This window comes from Pantoea sp. EKM101V (assembly GCF_011800325.1).
Classification (GTDB): Bacteria; Pseudomonadota; Gammaproteobacteria; order Enterobacterales; family Enterobacteriaceae; genus Pantoea; species Pantoea anthophila.
The window spans coordinates 23,585-40,486 of sequence record NZ_JAALFP010000010.1 but is presented as its reverse complement, the minus strand read 5'-3'; the positions used below and the strand labels follow the sequence as shown (position 1 = coordinate 40,486).

Genomic DNA, 16,902 nt, shown 5'->3' with positions numbered 1-16,902 from the left:
CTGCAGAGCAGGGGCATTTTCGTTACTTCTTCTTCGGCCAGTCGTCTTCGTCATCCCACTTATCGTTAAAGTCACGGTGGGGCGGCAGGTCAGGTTTGTTATCCATGAATTTTTTATGGTCGATCCGTTTCAGATCTTTATAGACATTCATCAACACGCCAACCATCAGCAGGATCACCAGGATCCACCAGTAATCTTTGATAAATTCCATTTGCTGCTCCTTAACATCGCCATCAGGCGATCAGTTGTTCCATGATGCGTTGGTACATCCGGCTTAGCATCTGCAGGTCGGAAGCTTTCACACACTCATTGATTTTATGAATGGTGGCATTCACCGGCCCCAGTTCCACCACCTGCGCTCCCATCCGGGCGATAAACCGGCCATCGGAGGTGCCGCCCGTCGTCAGCAGCTGCGGCTTAATTTCATTATAGTGCGCTACCGCTTTCACGACGGCATCAACCAGCTTTCCGCGTGAGGTCAGGAAGGGCTGACCTGAAAGTTTCCACTCAATGGTGTAACGCAGCTGGTGACGATCCAGCAGTTCTGCGACCCGCTGGCGGATCATCTCATCGGTGAGTTCGGTGCTGAAGCGGAAGTTGAACTGCACAAACAGCTCGCCGGGGATCACATTGTTGCTGCCGGTGCCCGCCTGGACGTTGGCAATCTGCATACTGGTGGCCGGGAAGAACTCATTACCCTGATCCCACTCCGTCGCCACCAGCTCATTCAGGGCAGGCATCGCGCGGTGAACCGGGTTGTCAGCCAGATGCGGATAGGCAACGTGACCCTGCACGCCATGTACCATCAGGTTGGCGGTGATCGAGCCGCGCCGGCCATTTTTTACCACGTCACCCACCACTTCGGTGCTGGAAGGCTCACCGACCAGGCAGTAGTCGAGGCGTTCCCGGCGCGCCATCAGCCGTTCCACCACTTTCACCGTGCCGTTGGCACCGCTGGCCTCTTCGTCAGAGGTGATCAGAAAGGCGAGTCGCCCTCTGTGATGGGGACGGGCTGCCACAAAACGCTCGGCCGCGACGACCATGGCCGCCAGCGATCCTTTCATGTCGGCCGCACCGCGCCCAAACAGCATGCCGTCGCGGATGGTGGGTTCAAACGGCGGGTTAATCCAGCGGCTGGCATCGCCCGGCGGCACCACATCGGTGTGACCGGCAAACGCCAGCGTTTCCCCTTCGCCACGGGTGGCCCAGAAGTTCAGGGTATCGTCGATGTTCATCGTCTCAATCTGAAAGCCAATGGCTTCAAGACGGGCGATCAGCAAAGCCTGACATCCGGCATCATCGGGGCTGAGAGAGGGACGACGAATAAGCTGCTGCGTCAGCTCAATGACCGGGCAAAACATATTATGGCTTCTCCTGAATAGCATTCTGATAGGTGGCTTCGCTGAAACCGGCGAGCAGGCTGCCATCCGGGGCGCGCAACAGCGGACGCTTAATCATGGCGGGATGCGCCAGCATCAGCGCTTTGGCGCTGCGGGCATCGGTCACCGCGTCGCGGTCAGCCTCGGGCAGTTTACGCCAGGTAGTGCCGCGGGTATTGAGCAGGGCTTCGTAGCCCAGCGCATCGATAAATTCCTGCAGCAGTGCATCGCTCAGGCCGTCGGCCCGGTAATCGTGAAAGTGATAATCAACGCCTGCATCTGTTAAAAAGCGCCGGGCTTTTTTTATGGTGTCGCAATTTTTTATCCCGAACATCACCCACTGCGTGCACATCGCCTGATCCTTATTGTTATGAAGCGCGTTAAGCTGAAAAAGCAGCCAAAGCGCGAGTTTAGCATAGTGTGATCCGTTGCGGCATCTGCCCTGACGGCTGATCGTGCGTAAAGCGATTCTCAGGCAGAGGATCATTTCCCTCCGGGTAAACGCTATCAATTCAGCGGGCAATCATTACCCTGCTCATCATTTCGCGATTAAGAATTTCGCCATGTTGAAAAAATCGTCTACCGCTGGGTTAATAGCGAAATATTTCCTGCGTAGTCAGGAGGTTGCTGAAATGTGCGTCAGCTTACAAAATCCGCAATATTCATGTTTTCATCGCTGCTGCCGATAGTGATAACAGGTGTAAACGTATTCACCTGGCGAAAAAAAACGCGTAATATTGCCAGCACAATAAGAGAGGGCATTATGATTGACACTGAAATGGGAACCTGGAAAGAATTCATCGAAGCGATGTTACGCAACAAGTAACACGTGGAGATTAAAGCAGGACATTCCCGCTTGCTGACATTCTTACCACACACAGAAATAAGGCGGCCGCTGATCTCAGGGGCCGCTTTTTATTGGCTCCGCATTCAGTCATGCGGCTTCTCTTTCAGCGGGAAGCGACGGCGTACCAGCACAAAGAACAGCGGCACGAAATAGATCGCCAGCAGCGTCGCGGAGATCATGCCGCCCATCACGCCGGTTCCCACGGCATGCTGGCTGCCGGAGCCTGCTCCGCTGCTGATCGCCATAGGCAGCACGCCAAAGATAAAGGCCAGTGACGTCATGATGATGGGCCGCAGGCGCTGACGCGACGCCTCGAGCGTAGACTCCACCAGCTCACGCCCTTTACTGTTCATCTCACTGGCAAACTCGACAATCAGGATGGCGTTTTTCGCCGACAGGCCGATCACTGTCAGCAGGCCCACCTGAAAATAGACATCATTTTCCAGCCCGCGCAGCCAGGTGGCAATCAGCGCCCCGACGACGCCGAGCGGCACCACCAGCATCACCGAGAAAGGAATCGACCAGCTCTCATAGAGCGCGGCCAGGCAGAGAAAGACCACCAGCAGCGAAATGGCATAGAGCGCCGGGGCCTGTGAGCCGGAGAGGCGCTCCTGATAAGAGGCGCCACTCCACTGGAAGCCGACACCCAGCGGCAGGGCGTTAACCAGCTTCTCCATCTCATCCATGGCAGCGCCGCTGCTCACGCCACTGGCGGCTTCGCCCACGATCTCCAGCGATGAGTAGCCGTTATAACGCTCAAGGCGTGGCGAACCGGTCTCCCAGCGGCTGGTGGCAAAGGCGGAGAAGGGCACCATTTTGCCGCTGCTGTTGCGGACATACCATTTGTCAATGTCGTCCGGCAGCATGCGGAACGGAGCGGCGGCCTGCACATAGACCTTTTTCACCCGGCCGCGATCCAGAAAATCGTTGACATAGCTGGAGCCCCACGCGGTGGTCAGGGTGTCGTTGATGGTATCCAGTGACACGCCCAGCGCCTGCGCTTTGCGCGCATCCACATCGATCTGCAACTGCGGGCTGTCATCCAGGCCATTGTGCCGCACCCGCGACAGCGCCTTATCGTTGCCCGCCATCTCCAGCAGCCTGTCGCGCATCGCCATCAGCTGGGTATGACCGATGCCACCGTGATCCTGCAGCTGCAGGTCAAAGCCGGAACTGCTGCCCATACCGGTAATCGCGGGGGGACTGCTGGCTATCACCCGGCCCTCTTTGATCTGCTGAAAAGCTTTGGTCGCGCGCTCGATAATCGCAAAGGAGGTGCGATCGTCACCGGGCCGCTCCTCCCAGTTTTTCAGTCGCACAAACAGACGCGCGACGTTCTGTCCGTTGCCGCCCGGGCCTGCGCCAATGGTGGAGAAGACCGACAGTACGTTCGCTTTCTCCTGAGTCAGATAGTAGTGCTCCACCCTGGCGACCACGCGAGCGGTCTGCTCCAGCGTCGAGCCCGCCGGCAGCTGCACCTGCGTCAGGAATACGCCGCGATCTTCCAGCGGCAGAAACGAGGTGGGCAGGCGCAGAAACAGAAAGGCCATCAGGCCGATAAGGCCGAGATAGAGCAGCAGCCAGCGACCGCCGCGGCGCAGAATCGCCGCGACCCCGCGCTCATAGCGCTCAGCATTGCGGTTGAAGTGACGATTGAACCAGCCAAAAAAGCCGCGCGCCGCATGCTGTTCGCCCTGTGCCACCGGCCTGAGCAGCGTGGCGCAGAGTGCCGGTGTCAGGATCATCGCCACCAGCACTGACAGCACCATCGCCGACACGATGGTGATGGAGAACTGACGGTAAATCGCGCCGACGGTTCCGCCAAAAAATGCCATCGGCACAAACACGGCTGACAGCACCAGCGCGATACCCACCAGCGCGCCCTGAATCTGGCCCATCGATTTCCGGGTGGCGGCCCGCGGCGAGAGTCCCTCTTCGCGCATGATACGTTCCACGTTTTCCACCACCACGATGGCATCATCCACCAGTAACCCGATCGCCAGCACCATGGCAAACATGGTCAGGGTGTTGATGCTGAATCCGCAGGCGTAGAGCACGCTGAAGGTGCCAAACAGCACCACCGGCACCGCAATGGTCGGAATGAGGGTGGCGCGAAAATTCTGCATGAACAGATACATCACGCCAAACACCAGCACGATCGCCTCCAGCAGCGTCTTCACCACATCAGTAATTGACGCTTTGACGAACGGCGAGGTCTCATAGGCCACTTTTGCTTCCAGCCCGTGCGGAAAGTAGTGCGACAGCTCCTCAATGCGCGCCCGCACCAGCTTATCGGTGTTCATCTCGTTGGCGCCGGAGGCGAGCTTTACCCCCAGCCCCGAGGCGGGCTGACCATTGTAGCGGCTCAGATAATCATATTTCTCCGCCCCCAGCGCCACGCTGGCGACATCGCCCAGCGTCACCACGGAACCGTCAGGATTGTTCTTCAGGGTGATGGCCCGGAACTGCTCCGGGGTCTGCAGCATCGACTGCGCATTGACCGTAGCGTTCAGCGCCTGCTTCTCCACCGAGGGCAGGCCTCCGACCTGACCCACGGCAACCTGTGTGTTCTGCGACTGAATAGCGCTGACCACATCTCCGGTGGTCAGGGCATAGGCGATAAGCTTGTTGGGATCGAGCCAGATGCGCATCGCATATTGCGAGCCGTAGGCGTCCACCTGGCCGACGCCATCAATGCGGCTCAGGGGGTCCTGAATGTTGCTGGCGACATAGTCTGCAATATCCTGCTTATCCATGCTGCCGTCGGTAGAGACGAAAGCCACCATCAGAATGTTACTGTCACCGGTTTTGTTCACCGTGACGCCCTGTGACTGCACCGCCTGTGGCAATTTGCGCAGCGCAGACTGCAACTGGTTCTGCACCTGCTGACGCGCTTCATCAGGATCGGTTCCGGCGGTAAAGGTGAGGGTGATTTGCGCCTGGCCGGTGTTGCTGCTGTTGGAGGACATGTACATCAGGTTATCGATGCCGGTCATGTTCTGCTCGATCACCTGGGTGACCGTATTTTCCAGCGTCTGGGCCGATGCGCCCGGATAGTTAGCGGTAATGCGGACATTGGGCGGGGCCAGGTCGGGGTACTGCTCAATGGGCAGTGACCTGATCGACAGCGTGCCGCACAGGCACAGCAGAATCGCCAGCACCCAGGCAAAGATGGGGCGGTCGATAAAGAAATTCGACATTAAACCGACACTCCTCACGACAGTTAAAATCGACCAGGCCTGCCCGCTACGGGCGTACTGACAGACAAATCGGATGTGCTTTGCCACGATTCGCCGCCGCCATTCACTCTACGTGCGGCAGCGGGGGAAATCGTGGAGAAATTGAGGAGAAAGTGTAAATTCGTTGGCTATTTGCGGCTTTCCAGCCACATCACCGTGGCGGCGACGCGCGAACGCACATCCAGCTTGCGCAGCAGATTACGGATATGCACTTTTACCGTCTCTTCCGAGATGTGCAGAATAGCGGCAATCTCTTTGTTCGACAGGCCGCGCGCGACCTCCTGCAGCACGTCCCGCTCGCGATCGGTGAGCTGACGCAGCGGATCGGCGCTGTGCTGGCGATTCGTCAGATAGCTGGCGACGCCTTCACTGAAGACTTTTTCGCCTCGCGAAGCCTGCAGAATATGCGCCAGCAGGATCTCCGGTTCGCTGTCCTTGAGCAGATAGCCATCGGCACCGGCATCCACCATCGCAAAAATGTCACTGCGGGCATCAGAAACGGTCAGCACCAGAATACGGGCGCTGATCCCTTCATGGCGCAGCGCCTTCAGCGTGTCCAGCCCGGACATGCCTTTCATATTCAGGTCGAGCAGAATGATGTCGGGCTCCTGACGGCGCGCCTCGGCCAGCGCCTCTGTGCCGTTATTCGCTTCGGCGACCACCGTCAGTTGCGGCTCCAGCGCCAGCAGCTGACGAATACCGCGACGCATCAGCGGGTGGTCATCCACAATCATCAGGGTTAATGCGGGTTGTTGCATAGTCTCTCCGTTTATCGGTTCAGTGAAACCGACAGTCTGTTCTGGCGAGTAAACCAGGCGGCGTCCCGTTACTCCAGCGGACGGGCGGGCTGCGGCGGAAAGCGCAGTTCGACCCGGGTGCCCCGCGGTTGCGCGTGGATGGTCAGGTTGCCGCCCAGGCGCTGAGCGCGTTCCGCCATAATGGTCAGGCCATAGTGGCCAGGGGGTTCGTCAGTGCTGTTCATGCCCACACCGTCGTCTGTAATCGTCAGTAAGTGCTCACCTTTTTCACTGTGCTGATACTCCACCCGGATGACCTCTGCGCTGGCGTGACGTATCGCGTTCAGCAGCGCCTCTCGGGCGATCTGCAATACATGCACCTGCTGCTGCGCTTCCAGACTCAGCAGCCCGGTCTGATAGTGAAACTGTATCTCTGCGCCACTCTTCTCCTGCAGCGAGGCGATCATCGCCTGCATCGCCGCGACCAGATCTGCCTGCTCAATGGTCAGGCGGAAGGTGGTCAGCAGTTCACGCAGCTGCCGGTAGGCATCAGCCAGCGCCCGATCGAAGTCGGCAATGATAGTGTGCGCTGCGCTATCCTCTTTATCGACGGTGCGGCGCAGCAGGGTCAGCTGAATGCGTAAAAAGGAGAGCGACTGCGCCAGCGAATCATGCAGTTCACGGGCGATGGTGGTGCGCTCTTCGATCAGCAGCATCTGCTGATACTGCTGCTGCGCCTGCCAGATCCAGATAGCGCGTCCGAGCATCGCCGCGAGGCTGCGCATCAGCTCATCCGGGGGAGAGGCTCCGGCTGTCTGCCAGCGCAGCTCGCCCATCGGCTGGTCGGCCTGCCGGACCGGCAGCCGCTGCCACTGACCCCCGGCCTCTTCATCACCGGCGCAGAACTGAAACTGATCGCTGTCGAGCCGGATAGCCGTCAGTTTTTCACGCGTCAGCACGCGGCTCAGGACGGCTTCAAACAGGGCCGGATGCAGCGGGCTGGCCGTCAGCATCTGTGAGCTGTCATAGAGCAGGGAGAGGGTGCGGTTCGCCTGGGTTAAATCTTCGGTCTTTTCACGCACCGTACTTTCCAGCAGCTTATAGTGCGAATGCAGGCGTGCCGCCATGCCGCTAAAGGCGTGAGACAGTACCCGCAGCTCATTCTGCTGTTCGACCTGCAGCGGCGGAAAAGCAAAATTGCCGCTCTCAACGTAGCGACTGGCGGTGACCAGCGCATTGAGAGGCCGTACCACCTGCAGGCGGGTAAAGCGAATCGTCATCAGCGCCAGTGCCACAATCGCAATCACCCCCACCAGGCTGCTGCCCGCCACCAGATGCATTTTCAGTTCGGTGTAACGCTGTAAGCCCAGCACAAAGCGGTCGATCTCGGCGACGTAAACCGGGATCTGATGCTGCCAGGTGACGGTATCGCCCTGCAGCAGCTGCTGTTGCAGGTCAGGCCAGGCGGCGCGCAGACGTTGATAGCGAGTGCTGACTTCACGCGGAACCCAGGGGCGATCCAGCTTCTGTAACACCGGGGAGTCCAGCGTCTGCTGATAGAGCGCCAGATGTTGCGGCAGATTCTGCGGCTGACGGCTGGCATCCCAGGCCATGCGGTAACTCTGCATACGCAGTGAACCGGCCAGATTGATCGCCTCTGCGTCGCGCTGACTGCTGAGCAGCGTGACCAGGGCCAGACCTGTTGTGAGCAGCGACAGCAGGACAATTGCACTGAGCGCCTGCGCGATGCTTTGAGTTACGGAACGTTTAACAATCACATGAATGGCCCTGTGGTGAGTGCGGGATTATAAAAGAGCAATCCCCTGACGCAAATGATCCTGCTGCGGTTTATCGCCCCTGTTGTGTCGGACCGAACAAAAAATGACCGCAACTGACAGTTCCCAGGATCGACGACGGTTCTGTGGTCAAAAAACAAACAGCTTTACACCGCCCCGATGTTGCTTTTCATTGCAGCGCTAATAATTCTTCCAGTCACTGACTTACCCCCGATTACAGATTAAGGAGCATCCCATGAAAAAACTGAATGCTGTTCTGGCGGGCGCCTTACTGACTACCGCCTCATTTACCACTTTCGCTGCTGCACCGGTCGATCAGGCCCAGGCGCAGAACCTGCAGAGCATCGGCAGCGTCTCGGTCTCCGGCGTGCGAGGCTCGCTGGATGATGCCAGCCGCCATCTGTCGCAAAAAGCGGAAGAGATGGGCGCCAGCCACTACCGTGTTATCGGCGTCGATAACCCAGGCGACTCCAGCCTGTGGAGCGGCACCGCAGAGATTTATCGCTAGCTATACCCTCCTGTTTCCATCCCTGTAGCTCTTACCGGCCTGAAAATGGCCGGTTTTTTTATTTTTGTGCATCATGACGGATTCTTACAAATCAGCCTGTGCATCCGCCCGGTATATTTTGCTTCGTTCCTGCATAACGGGTAGGATTCATCGCCGTAAATTCCCGCCTTGCCTGGCACTCACTCACAGGCAAGCGCACAGAGGAAAATACCCCATAACTCAGGGCATGACACCTGCATGGGGGAAGCGACGACTGATGGTCAGGACAAACAGGAAAGCTATGAAATCTAAAAAGAAAACCCCAGGCGAGTTGCGCGCTGCGAAACGACGCTGGCTCAATTCTCATGACGCGGGCTACCAGAAGGCTATGGGTAACCGGCACGTACAGATGATCGCAATCGGTGGTGCCATCGGCACCGGTTTGTTCCTGGGCGCAGGTGGCCGTTTGCAGGCTGCGGGCCCCGCCTTAGCCATCATCTATCTGGTGTGTGGCATTTTCTCCTTCTTTATTCTGCGTGCGCTGGGTGAGCTGGTGTTACACCGTCCCAGCAGCGGCAGCTTTGTTTCTTATGCCCGTGAGTTCCTCGGCGAGAAAGCCTCCTACGTGGCGGGCTGGATGTATTTCGTCAACTGGGCCATGACCGGTATCGTGGATATCACCGCCGTCGCGCTCTACATGCACTACTGGGGCGCGTTTGGTGATGTGCCGCAGTGGGTCTTCGCCCTGGGTGCGCTGGCGATTGTTGGCACCATGAACATGATCGGCGTGAAGTGGTTTGCCGAAATGGAGTTCTGGTTCGCGCTGGTGAAAGTGCTGGCCATCGTGGTCTTCCTCGTGGTGGGCGTGGTGTTCCTTGGCACCGGCAAACCGCTGGATGGCAACAGCACCGGCTTCCATCTGATTACCGACAACGGCGGTATCTTCCCGCACGGCTTACTGCCTGCGCTGGTGCTGATTCAGGGGGTAGTGTTCGCCTTTGCCTCGATCGAACTCGTCGGAACGGCGGCGGGCGAATGTAAAGATCCGCAGACCATGCTGCCGAAAGCCATTAACAGCGTGATCTGGCGTATCGGTCTGTTCTACGTCGGTTCGGTGGTCCTGCTGGTGCTGCTGCTGCCGTGGAACGCCTATCAGGCCGGTCAGAGTCCGTTCGTGACCTTCTTCTCAAAGCTGGGCGTACCTTACATCGGCAGCATCATGAACATCGTGGTGCTGAGCGCGGCGCTCTCCAGCCTGAACTCCGGACTCTATTCGACCGGACGTATTCTGCGTTCCATGTCGATGGGCGGTTCTGCACCGAAGTTCATGTCTAAGATGAACGGTCAGCAGGTGCCTTATGCCGGGATTCTGGTCACCATCGGCGTTTATGTCATTGGTGTAGTGCTTAACTACTACGTGCCGTCGCAGGTGTTTGAGATCGTCCTGAACGTCGCCTCACTGGGTATTATCTCCTCCTGGGCCTTTATCGTGGTCTGCCAGCTGCGTCTGCGTAAGGCGATCAAAGAGGGTAAGGCGGACGATGTGAGCTTCAAGCTGCCGGGCGCGCCGTTTACGTCCTGGCTGACCCTGCTGTTCCTGTTCAGCGTGCTGGTGCTGATGGCGTTCGACTACCCGAACGGCACCTATACCATCGCCTCTATTCCACTGATTGCCGTGGTGCTGGTGCTGGGATGGTTTGGCGTGCGTAAGCGCGTTAACGCTATCGCTGAAACCGAGCATGATCATCATGAAGAGGAGGCAAAGCCGACCCAGCTGGCGGATGAATCCTCCCGCTGATCGCCATTGCCGTCATCAGGCCAGCCTCCGGGCTGGCTTTTTTTTGGGCGCAAACCGGCGCCGCGAATTAGGATAGTTTTCCCGCCTCCTTGCCCCTATGATGAAAGGCTCCCTTTATGCGGTAGCGGAGTCTGCATGTCGTTTAAGATCAACATCATCAAAGATAAACTCCTGTCTGAAAACTGGTTTGTGCTGCGTAACTACACCTATGAGATAACCGACCGTCAGGGTGAGGTGATCCGCCACAAGCGTGAAGTCTACGACCGCGGCAACGGGGCGACCATCCTGCTCTATAACCGTGAAAAAAACAGTGTGGTGCTGACGCGCCAGTTTCGCATCGCCACCTACGTCAACGGTAACGACAGCGGCATGCTGATCGAAGCCTGCGCGGGGTTGCTGGATGATGACACGCCGGAAGATTGCATCCGCAAAGAGGCCATCGAAGAGACCGGCTACGCCGTGGGTGAGGTGGAAAAACTCTATAGCTGCTACATGTCACCGGGCGGCGTGACCGAGCTGATCCACTTTTTCGCGGCGGAATATCACGACGCGCTGCGTGACAATGCGGGCGGGGGCGTTGATGATGAGTCGATTGATGTACTGGAGCTGCGCTTCCCGGATGCGCTGGCGATGGTCGCCGATGGCCGCATTCGCGACGGTAAAACTATTATGCTGCTGCAGCATGCCCGTATCGCAGGCTGGCTGACACCATAATCGTGCCCTGAACGGCCCGCCGCGCGACAGCCCGGGATGCAATGCGGACACTGTCTCCAGGTTATGCACGCTTTTTAAGCAGTTAACTGCGCTTTTTGCACGGGTTCACAGAATGCGAACCCTGTCTGGCCCATTGATGCGCTATCCTCTCCACTCTGGGTTTTTGGGGATCGATTTTCTTAATGTCGTACTGGATGAAATCGCTGTGGCTGTCGACGTCTCTGTGGGTGACCTGTGTTCAGGCGGAACCGTTGCAAAAGTCATTCAACGACTGGCAAATCACCTGCAACAACGAAGCCTTCTGCGTGGCCCGCAACATCCCCGGCGATAAAGGGCTGGTGATGACGATTTCGCGCCATGCGGGCGTTAACGATCGCCCCTTACTCCGCATCGACTACGGCAGTGCCTATACCGGCGCGCTGCCTGGCGGCCCGCTGCAGGATAATCTGCTGCTCGACCAGCGGCGTCTTAAACCGGACCTCAAACACTGGACGGCAGAACCGCACCATCTCGCCACCAGCAATGCTATCGCCATTGATGAATTTCTTGATCTGGTGATGGAAGCCAAAACCCTGCAACTCACCTACGATGCCAGTGCCGCGATCTCCCTGCGCGGTATGAAAGCTGCACTGCTGCTGATGGATGACAGGCAGGGGCGGGTGAACAGCATGAGCGCGTGGATTAAACGTGGCGACCGCGCCAGCTGGGAGGTTCCGCCGCCGCCAGCATTGCCACAGCTGCCTCCCGCCGTGAGGCCGCCTGCGCCCCTGACGCGCGAAGAGACCAGCGGATTAATCGATTACGGCACCTGGCGCATCAATACCGACTCCTGCTCACTCGACCCGCTGCGGCGTGAGGTCAGCGTTGCGCCTCTCACCGATCAGCATGCGCTGTTGCTGGTCAGTTGTGAAATGGGGGCATACAACGTCATCGATCTGGCGTTTGAAGTGACGCGCAGCACGCCCTACGTGGCCCGGGGCATCACGCTGACGCTGCCCTTTACTCCGCCGAGAGCGAGTGACCGCCAGCTTGAGCTGATTAACGCTGAGTATAATGCGGCCAGCGGCCAGCTTTATACGTTTGGCAAGGGGCGGGGGCTCGGTGACTGCGGCAGTGCCACACGCTGGCAGTTTGATGGCACCCGCTTTGTGCTGGCGGAATATGCGGAGGAGTCGACCTGCGATGCCTGGCACAGCAGTGATGACTGGCCAACCCTGTGGGTCAGCCAGTCAGACGGTGGCGTCCAGCAGCGTTAGCGGATGACCTGCACCATCATCGGAGAGCCGGTCTGGTTGCCGACCAGCTCAGCCAGCATGTTGTTTACGCCGTCGCTCATTGGCGTGAAGCGGGTCAGCGGCGAGCGCGTCACCACGACAAACACGCCCACGTTATGCTGCGGCACCATCGCCATATAGGTAATGAAACCCCCGCCACCGCCGGTTTTCTGAATAATCCCGGGACGACCATTCTTTGGTCCCATGTAGACCCAGCCCATCCCCAGCGCATCCGCTTTCCCTGGCACATCCATGCCTTCCACGCGGGTCAGCTGATCGCGGCGATAGATCAGCGTTTGCAGCCGATCGATCTGCGGGGTGCGATGGTTAACCGACGAGTTAAGGAACTGCTGCATCCAGCGGCCCATATCATCCGGCGTGGAGTAAACGCCGCCGCTGCCAATCGCCGCCAGGGTGTTGTTGCAGGGGCTGGCCCCTTTTTCAGCCACCATCAGGCGACCACACTGCTCCGGCGAAGGCGTAAAGGTGGTGTCTTTCATACCCAGCGGTCGGGTGATCAACTGCTGAAACAGGGCCGGGTAGGGCGTGCCCGCCGCGCGCGACAGCGCATCGCCCAGCAGATCGTAACCCAGGTTGGAGTAGGCGGCACTGCTGCCCGGTGCGGCTTTGAGGTTCGCCCGTGACAGCCACGTCCAGCGTTCACTGCGCGTCGGCCAGACAAACACCGGCCGCTGCGCCTTGCCGCCAGGCTGTTCACGCGGCAGTCCGCTGGTGTGGGTGGAGAGGTTGATCAGACGAATGGGCTGTCCGTTATAAGCAGGCACGCGGGTGCCCGGCGGCGCATATTTACTCAGCGGATCGTCGAGGCGAATCTGTCCGCGCTCCGCCAGCTTGACCATCACTTCACTGGTCATCAGCTTACTCAGCGAGGCGATACGAATCAGCGAATCTTTTTGCGGGCGCACATTGTTGCCTGGCCGGGTTTCACCAAAGCTGGCGAAGACCCGCTGATTGCCATCAATCGCGACCAGTGCCATACCGGTTGCACCACTGCCATAAAAGATATGCTCCGCATAGCGGTCAACAATCTGAGAGGCGAGCAGCGGATCGGGCGCGACCTGCGCCATGCTTTTTAATGGAAGCAGTGAAACCATCAGGGCCAGTAAATAGGGTGTGCGCATGTTCAACGGAAATGGCTTCGCTATAGAGATCGGAGGAGATCTGCCTTCATGCATCGGACAGACGCGGGCAGCACATCGCGTTATTCCGGCAGAACAGCAGCAGGAACAGGCGGGCAGCCAGGGCGCAGGCAGCATTAACTATGACGGCTCTATAGTAATCAGTTTGTGCGGGGCGTGAAGAGGGGAGAGGAGATTTTTTTCTGTTTCGGGCTATGTGATGAAATGGCCCTTCCCGGTGTGCCGGGAAGGGCAAAAGCATTACACCGGCTTGAGTAATGCTTCAGCGTGACTGACGATATTCTCTACCGTGAAGCCAAACTCCGGGAACAGCTTGCCGGCTGGCGCTGATTCACCAAAGGTGGTCATACCGACAATCGCGCCTTCCAGACCCACATACTTGAACCAGTAGTCGGCGATTCCGGCTTCCACCGCCACGCGCGCCTTCACGCCGACAGGCAGAACGGATTCGCGGTAGGCAGCATCCTGCGCATCAAACAGGTCAGTTGAAGGCAGTGAAACCACCCGCACCTTGTGACCGCCTGAAGTGAGCTTATCGGCTGCACCCAGGGTGATCTCAATTTCTGAACCGGTGGCAATCAGGATCACTTCGGGGGTGCCGTCGCAATCTTTCAGCACATAGCCGCCGCGTTTGATGTTCTCGATCTGCTCCGGGGTACGTTCCGGCTGCAGCAGATTCTGACGGGAGAGGATCAGCGCAGTCGGGCCATGATGGCGTTCGATAGCCGCTTTCCACGCCACAGCCGTTTCCACCTGGTCGCACGGACGCCATACGCTCATGTTGGGCGTCAGACGCAGGCTGGCGATCTGCTCTACCGGCTGGTGGGTCGGGCCATCTTCGCCCAGACCGATGGAGTCATGGGTGTAGACCAGAATCTGTCGCGCCTTCATCAGCGCCGCCATGCGCGCTGCGTTACGCGCATATTCGACAAACATCAGGAAGGTGGCCGTGTAGGGGACGAAACCGCCATGGTGCGCGATACCGTTACCAATCGCCGTCATCCCGAACTCACGCACGCCGTAGTGAATGTAGTTACCGGCCGGATCTTCTTTGATCGATTTGGAGCCAGACCAGATTGTCAGGTTACTGGGCGCCAGGTCTGCAGAACCGCCGAGGAACTCCGGCAGTAATTTGCCGTAGGCTTCCAGCGAGTTTTGTGAGGCTTTGCGGCTGGCAATTTTCTGCGGGTTAGCCTGCAGCTCCTGAATGAAACGGGTGGCTTCGCTTTCCCACGTTGACGGCATCTCGCCATTCATACGGCGTTCATACTCTTTCGCCAGCTCAGGATGTGCCTCTTTATAGGCCGCAAATTTTGCATCCCAGGCTTTTTCCCGTTCCGCACCGGCGGCTTTGGCGTCCCACTGCTGGTAGATTTCAGCCGGGATCTCAAACGCCGGATAGTTCCAGCCGAGTTGCTTGCGGGTCAGGGCGACTTCTTCCTCACCCAGCGCTGCGCCGTGCGACTCCTCTTTACCGGCTTTGTTCGGGGAACCGAAACCGATAATGGTGCGGCAGATAATCAGCGAAGGCTTATCGGTAACGCTCTGCGCCTCTTTGATCGCCTCACGAATGGCGTCCGCGTCATGGCCGTCGATGTCGCCGATGACGTGCCAGTTGTAAGACTCGAAGCGCTTATGGGTGTCGTCGGTAAACCAGCCTTCGGTTTCACCATCGATCGAGATACCGTTATGGTCATAGAAGCCGATCAGTTTGCCGAGACCCAGGGTGCCCGCCAGGGAGCAGACTTCGTGCGAAATCCCTTCCATCAGACAGCCATCGCCCATAAAGACATAGGTATGGTGGTCAACAATCTCATGATCCGGACGGTTAAACTGCGCGGCCAGCGTGCGCTCTGCAATCGCCAGACCAACGGCGTTCGCCAGACCCTGACCCAGCGGGCCGGTGGTCGTTTCCACGCCAGGCGTGTAGCCGATTTCCGGGTGGCCCGGCGTTTTGGAGTGCAGCTGACGGAAGTTTTTCAGCTCTTCAATCGGCAGGTCGTAACCACTCAGGTGCAGCAGGCTGTAGAGCAGCATTGAGCCGTGGCCGTTGGAGAGGATAAAGCGGTCGCGATCAAGCCAGGCGGGATTGGTCGGATTGTGCTGAAGGAAGTCGCGCCACAACACTTCGGCGATATCGGCCATTCCCATGGGCGCACCGGGGTGGCCGGAATTTGCCTTCTGAACCGCATCCATGCTCAGTGCACGAATCGCGTTTGCCAACTCTCTGCGTGAGGACATAAAGTTCTCCCTTGTTATGCATCAGGGCGGGAAAGTCCCGCCCGACTAAAATGAGGACTACAGACGTGCGGCCAGTACATCTTCCAGCTTCTGCTGGTCAACAGCGAACTGGCGGATACCATCAGACAGTTTCTCAACCGCCATCGGATCCTGATTATGCTCCCAGCGGAACTCCGCCTCAGAGAGCGGTGATGGCTGATGGAAGCCTTCGGTAGACGGCTCCAGCTTGCGCTCCAGCGGTGCGTCGCTGTTCTGCAGCTCTTCCAGCAGGTTAGGGGAGAGCGTCAGGCGATCGCAGCCCGCCAGCGCCACAATTTGCTCCACTTTACGGAAGCTGGCACCCATGATGATGGTGCTGTAGCGGTGCTTTTTGTAGTAGTCGTAGATGCGACGCACGGATTTCACGCCCGGATCTTCATCCGCCACGTATGGTTCCATCGGCTTGCGTGAGTTATACCAGTCGTAGATGCGACCCACGAACGGCGAGATCAGGAACACGCCCGCTTCCGCGCAGGCACGCGCCTGCGCGAAGGAGAAGAGCAGGGTCAGGTTGCAGTGGATACCATTCTTCTCCAGCTCTTCCGCAGCGCGGATACCTTCCCAGGTTGAAGCCAGCTTTATCAGTACGCGCGAGCGGTCGATACCCTGCTCTTCGTACATCCGAATCAGTTTTTCTGCTTTGGTCACACACATGCCACGATCGAAGGAGAGGCGCGCATCCACTTCGGTCGAAACACGGCCCGGTATGCTTTTCAGGATTTCCATACCGAGATTGATTGCCACTTTGTCACTGGCGTTGATGATCTGGGTCTCTTTGCTGCCGCCCTGTTTTTTAGCGTACTCGATCGCGTCATCCATCAGGTGTTTGTACCCTTCGAGACCGGATGCTTTCAGAATGAGTGAAGGGTTGGTGGTGGCGTCTTCCGGGTGGTAATGACGAATCGATTCGATATCGCCACTGTCCGCCACCACGGTGGTGAACTGTTTTAGGGCTTCTAGCTGGTTCATCTCTAAACTCCTTGAAAAGAAAAATGAAAGCGAACAGGGATCACCTCAGGCCTCGCAGCCGGTCTGTGGCATGTGCTGCTAGCGGGAACGCGAACCCATAACATTGCAACAGACACTTTCTGATGAAAATGCGGTTTCTCTGATTGTTGCGCTGCGAGGCGGTGCGAAGGAGCCGTCATGCGGTGTAACCCGAGGGGTGCGCCATATTCCACTCTTAAGCAT

Annotated in this window: 14 protein-coding genes; 5 read left to right on the top strand and 9 right to left on the bottom strand. The window is 58.2% G+C overall.

Features of this window, described 5'->3' with window-relative positions; all coding sequences use genetic code 11:
- Positions 1-22: 22 nt before the first annotated feature.
- The 6 genes from HFD92_RS15800 to narQ all read right to left on the bottom strand — a co-directional run bounded on the left by HFD92_RS15800 (position 23) and on the right by narQ (position 7,980).
- Positions 23-211, bottom strand: coding sequence for a YpfN family protein (locus HFD92_RS15800; protein ID WP_009088805.1), 189 nt, complete (start codon positions 209-211; stop codon positions 23-25).
- Between the two features lie 22 nt (positions 212-233).
- Positions 234-1,361 carry a succinyl-diaminopimelate desuccinylase gene (gene dapE, locus HFD92_RS15795; protein ID WP_009088806.1) on the bottom strand — a complete coding sequence of 376 codons (1,128 nt, stop codon included), beginning with the start codon at positions 1,359-1,361 and terminating at the stop codon, positions 234-236.
- A gap of 1 nt (position 1,362) precedes the next feature.
- On the bottom strand, positions 1,363-1,731 hold the full coding sequence (locus tag HFD92_RS15790; protein WP_009088808.1) for an ArsC family reductase: 369 nt from the start codon (positions 1,729-1,731) through the stop codon (positions 1,363-1,365).
- 578 nt (positions 1,732-2,309) lie between these two features.
- Positions 2,310-5,426, bottom strand: coding sequence for a multidrug efflux RND transporter permease AcrD (gene acrD / locus HFD92_RS15785; RefSeq protein WP_046102353.1), 3,117 nt, complete (start codon positions 5,424-5,426; stop codon positions 2,310-2,312).
- A gap of 167 nt (positions 5,427-5,593) precedes the next feature.
- Positions 5,594-6,223 (bottom strand): response regulator, encoded by a 630-nt coding sequence (locus tag HFD92_RS15780; RefSeq protein WP_058957420.1) that lies wholly within the window; start codon positions 6,221-6,223, stop codon positions 5,594-5,596.
- 68 nt (positions 6,224-6,291) lie between these two features.
- On the bottom strand, positions 6,292-7,980 hold the full coding sequence (gene narQ / locus HFD92_RS15775; protein ID WP_111207803.1) for a nitrate/nitrite two-component system sensor histidine kinase NarQ: 1,689 nt from the start codon (positions 7,978-7,980) through the stop codon (positions 6,292-6,294).
- Positions 7,981-8,233: 253 nt separating this feature from the next.
- On the opposite strand from narQ, the gene HFD92_RS15770 reads away from it, so the two are divergent.
- The 4 genes from HFD92_RS15770 to HFD92_RS15755 all read left to right on the top strand — a co-directional run bounded on the left by HFD92_RS15770 (position 8,234) and on the right by HFD92_RS15755 (position 12,253).
- A complete protein-coding gene (locus HFD92_RS15770; protein ID WP_058957421.1) occupies positions 8,234-8,506 on the top strand; it encodes a YdgH/BhsA/McbA-like domain containing protein in 273 nt (90 codons plus the stop codon).
- A 280-nt stretch (positions 8,507-8,786) separates the two neighbouring features.
- Positions 8,787-10,283, top strand: a complete 1,497-nt coding sequence (gene ansP, locus HFD92_RS15765) for an L-asparagine permease (protein ID WP_009088814.1) — start codon at positions 8,787-8,789, stop codon at positions 10,281-10,283.
- A 135-nt stretch (positions 10,284-10,418) separates the two neighbouring features.
- A complete protein-coding gene (gene nudK, locus HFD92_RS15760; protein WP_046102349.1) occupies positions 10,419-10,997 on the top strand; it encodes a GDP-mannose pyrophosphatase NudK in 579 nt (192 codons plus the stop codon).
- A 182-nt stretch (positions 10,998-11,179) separates the two neighbouring features.
- Positions 11,180-12,253, top strand: a complete 1,074-nt coding sequence (locus tag HFD92_RS15755) for a DUF1176 domain-containing protein (protein WP_111207804.1) — start codon at positions 11,180-11,182, stop codon at positions 12,251-12,253.
- Here HFD92_RS15755 and ampH read toward each other — a convergent pair.
- Complete coding sequence (gene ampH / locus HFD92_RS15750; protein WP_046102347.1) at positions 12,250-13,413, bottom strand: D-alanyl-D-alanine-carboxypeptidase/endopeptidase AmpH; 1,164 nt, start codon at positions 13,411-13,413, stop codon at positions 12,250-12,252. The genes HFD92_RS15755 and ampH overlap by 4 nt on opposite strands.
- On the opposite strand from ampH, the gene HFD92_RS15745 reads away from it, so the two are divergent.
- The gene (locus HFD92_RS15745; RefSeq protein ID WP_146239922.1) at positions 13,412-13,591 is read left to right on the top strand and encodes a hypothetical protein; all 180 of its coding nucleotides are present in this window, start codon (positions 13,412-13,414) and stop codon (positions 13,589-13,591) included. The two genes, ampH and HFD92_RS15745, sit on opposite strands and share 2 nt — an antisense overlap.
- Positions 13,592-13,671: 80 nt before the next feature.
- Here HFD92_RS15745 and tkt read toward each other — a convergent pair whose 3' ends face one another.
- The gene (gene tkt / locus HFD92_RS15740; RefSeq protein WP_009088825.1) at positions 13,672-15,672 is read right to left on the bottom strand and encodes a transketolase; all 2,001 of its coding nucleotides are present in this window, start codon (positions 15,670-15,672) and stop codon (positions 13,672-13,674) included.
- A gap of 57 nt (positions 15,673-15,729) precedes the next feature.
- Positions 15,730-16,680: a transaldolase gene (gene tal / locus HFD92_RS15735; RefSeq protein WP_009088826.1), complete on the bottom strand. Its 951-nt coding sequence runs from the start codon at positions 16,678-16,680 to the stop codon at positions 15,730-15,732.
- Between the last annotated feature and the right edge of the window lie 222 nt (positions 16,681-16,902).

What these genes read in the sequence shown, in the direction of transcription:
- HFD92_RS15800 (WP_009088805.1), bottom strand. Translation starts at nt 211, where the DNA reads ATGGAATTTATCAAAGATTACTGGTGGATCCTGGTGATCCTGCTGATG.
- dapE (WP_009088806.1), bottom strand. Translation starts at nt 1,361, where the DNA reads ATGTTTTGCCCGGTCATTGAGCTGACGCAGCAGCTTATTCGTCGTCCC.
- HFD92_RS15790 (WP_009088808.1), bottom strand. Translation starts at nt 1,731, where the DNA reads ATGTGCACGCAGTGGGTGATGTTCGGGATAAAAAATTGCGACACCATA.
- acrD (WP_046102353.1), bottom strand. Translation starts at nt 5,426, where the DNA reads ATGTCGAATTTCTTTATCGACCGCCCCATCTTTGCCTGGGTGCTGGCG.
- HFD92_RS15780 (WP_058957420.1), bottom strand. Translation starts at nt 6,223, where the DNA reads ATGCAACAACCCGCATTAACCCTGATGATTGTGGATGACCACCCGCTG.
- HFD92_RS15770 (WP_058957421.1), top strand. Translation starts at nt 8,234, where the DNA reads ATGAAAAAACTGAATGCTGTTCTGGCGGGCGCCTTACTGACTACCGCC.
- ansP (WP_009088814.1), top strand. Translation starts at nt 8,787, where the DNA reads ATGAAATCTAAAAAGAAAACCCCAGGCGAGTTGCGCGCTGCGAAACGA.
- nudK (WP_046102349.1), top strand. Translation starts at nt 10,419, where the DNA reads ATGTCGTTTAAGATCAACATCATCAAAGATAAACTCCTGTCTGAAAAC.
- HFD92_RS15755 (WP_111207804.1), top strand. Translation starts at nt 11,180, where the DNA reads ATGTCGTACTGGATGAAATCGCTGTGGCTGTCGACGTCTCTGTGGGTG.
- HFD92_RS15745 (WP_146239922.1), top strand. Translation starts at nt 13,412, where the DNA reads ATGTTCAACGGAAATGGCTTCGCTATAGAGATCGGAGGAGATCTGCCT.
- ampH (WP_046102347.1), bottom strand. Translation starts at nt 13,413, where the DNA reads ATGCGCACACCCTATTTACTGGCCCTGATGGTTTCACTGCTTCCATTA.
- tkt (WP_009088825.1), bottom strand. Translation starts at nt 15,672, where the DNA reads ATGTCCTCACGCAGAGAGTTGGCAAACGCGATTCGTGCACTGAGCATG.
- tal (WP_009088826.1), bottom strand. Translation starts at nt 16,680, where the DNA reads ATGAACCAGCTAGAAGCCCTAAAACAGTTCACCACCGTGGTGGCGGAC.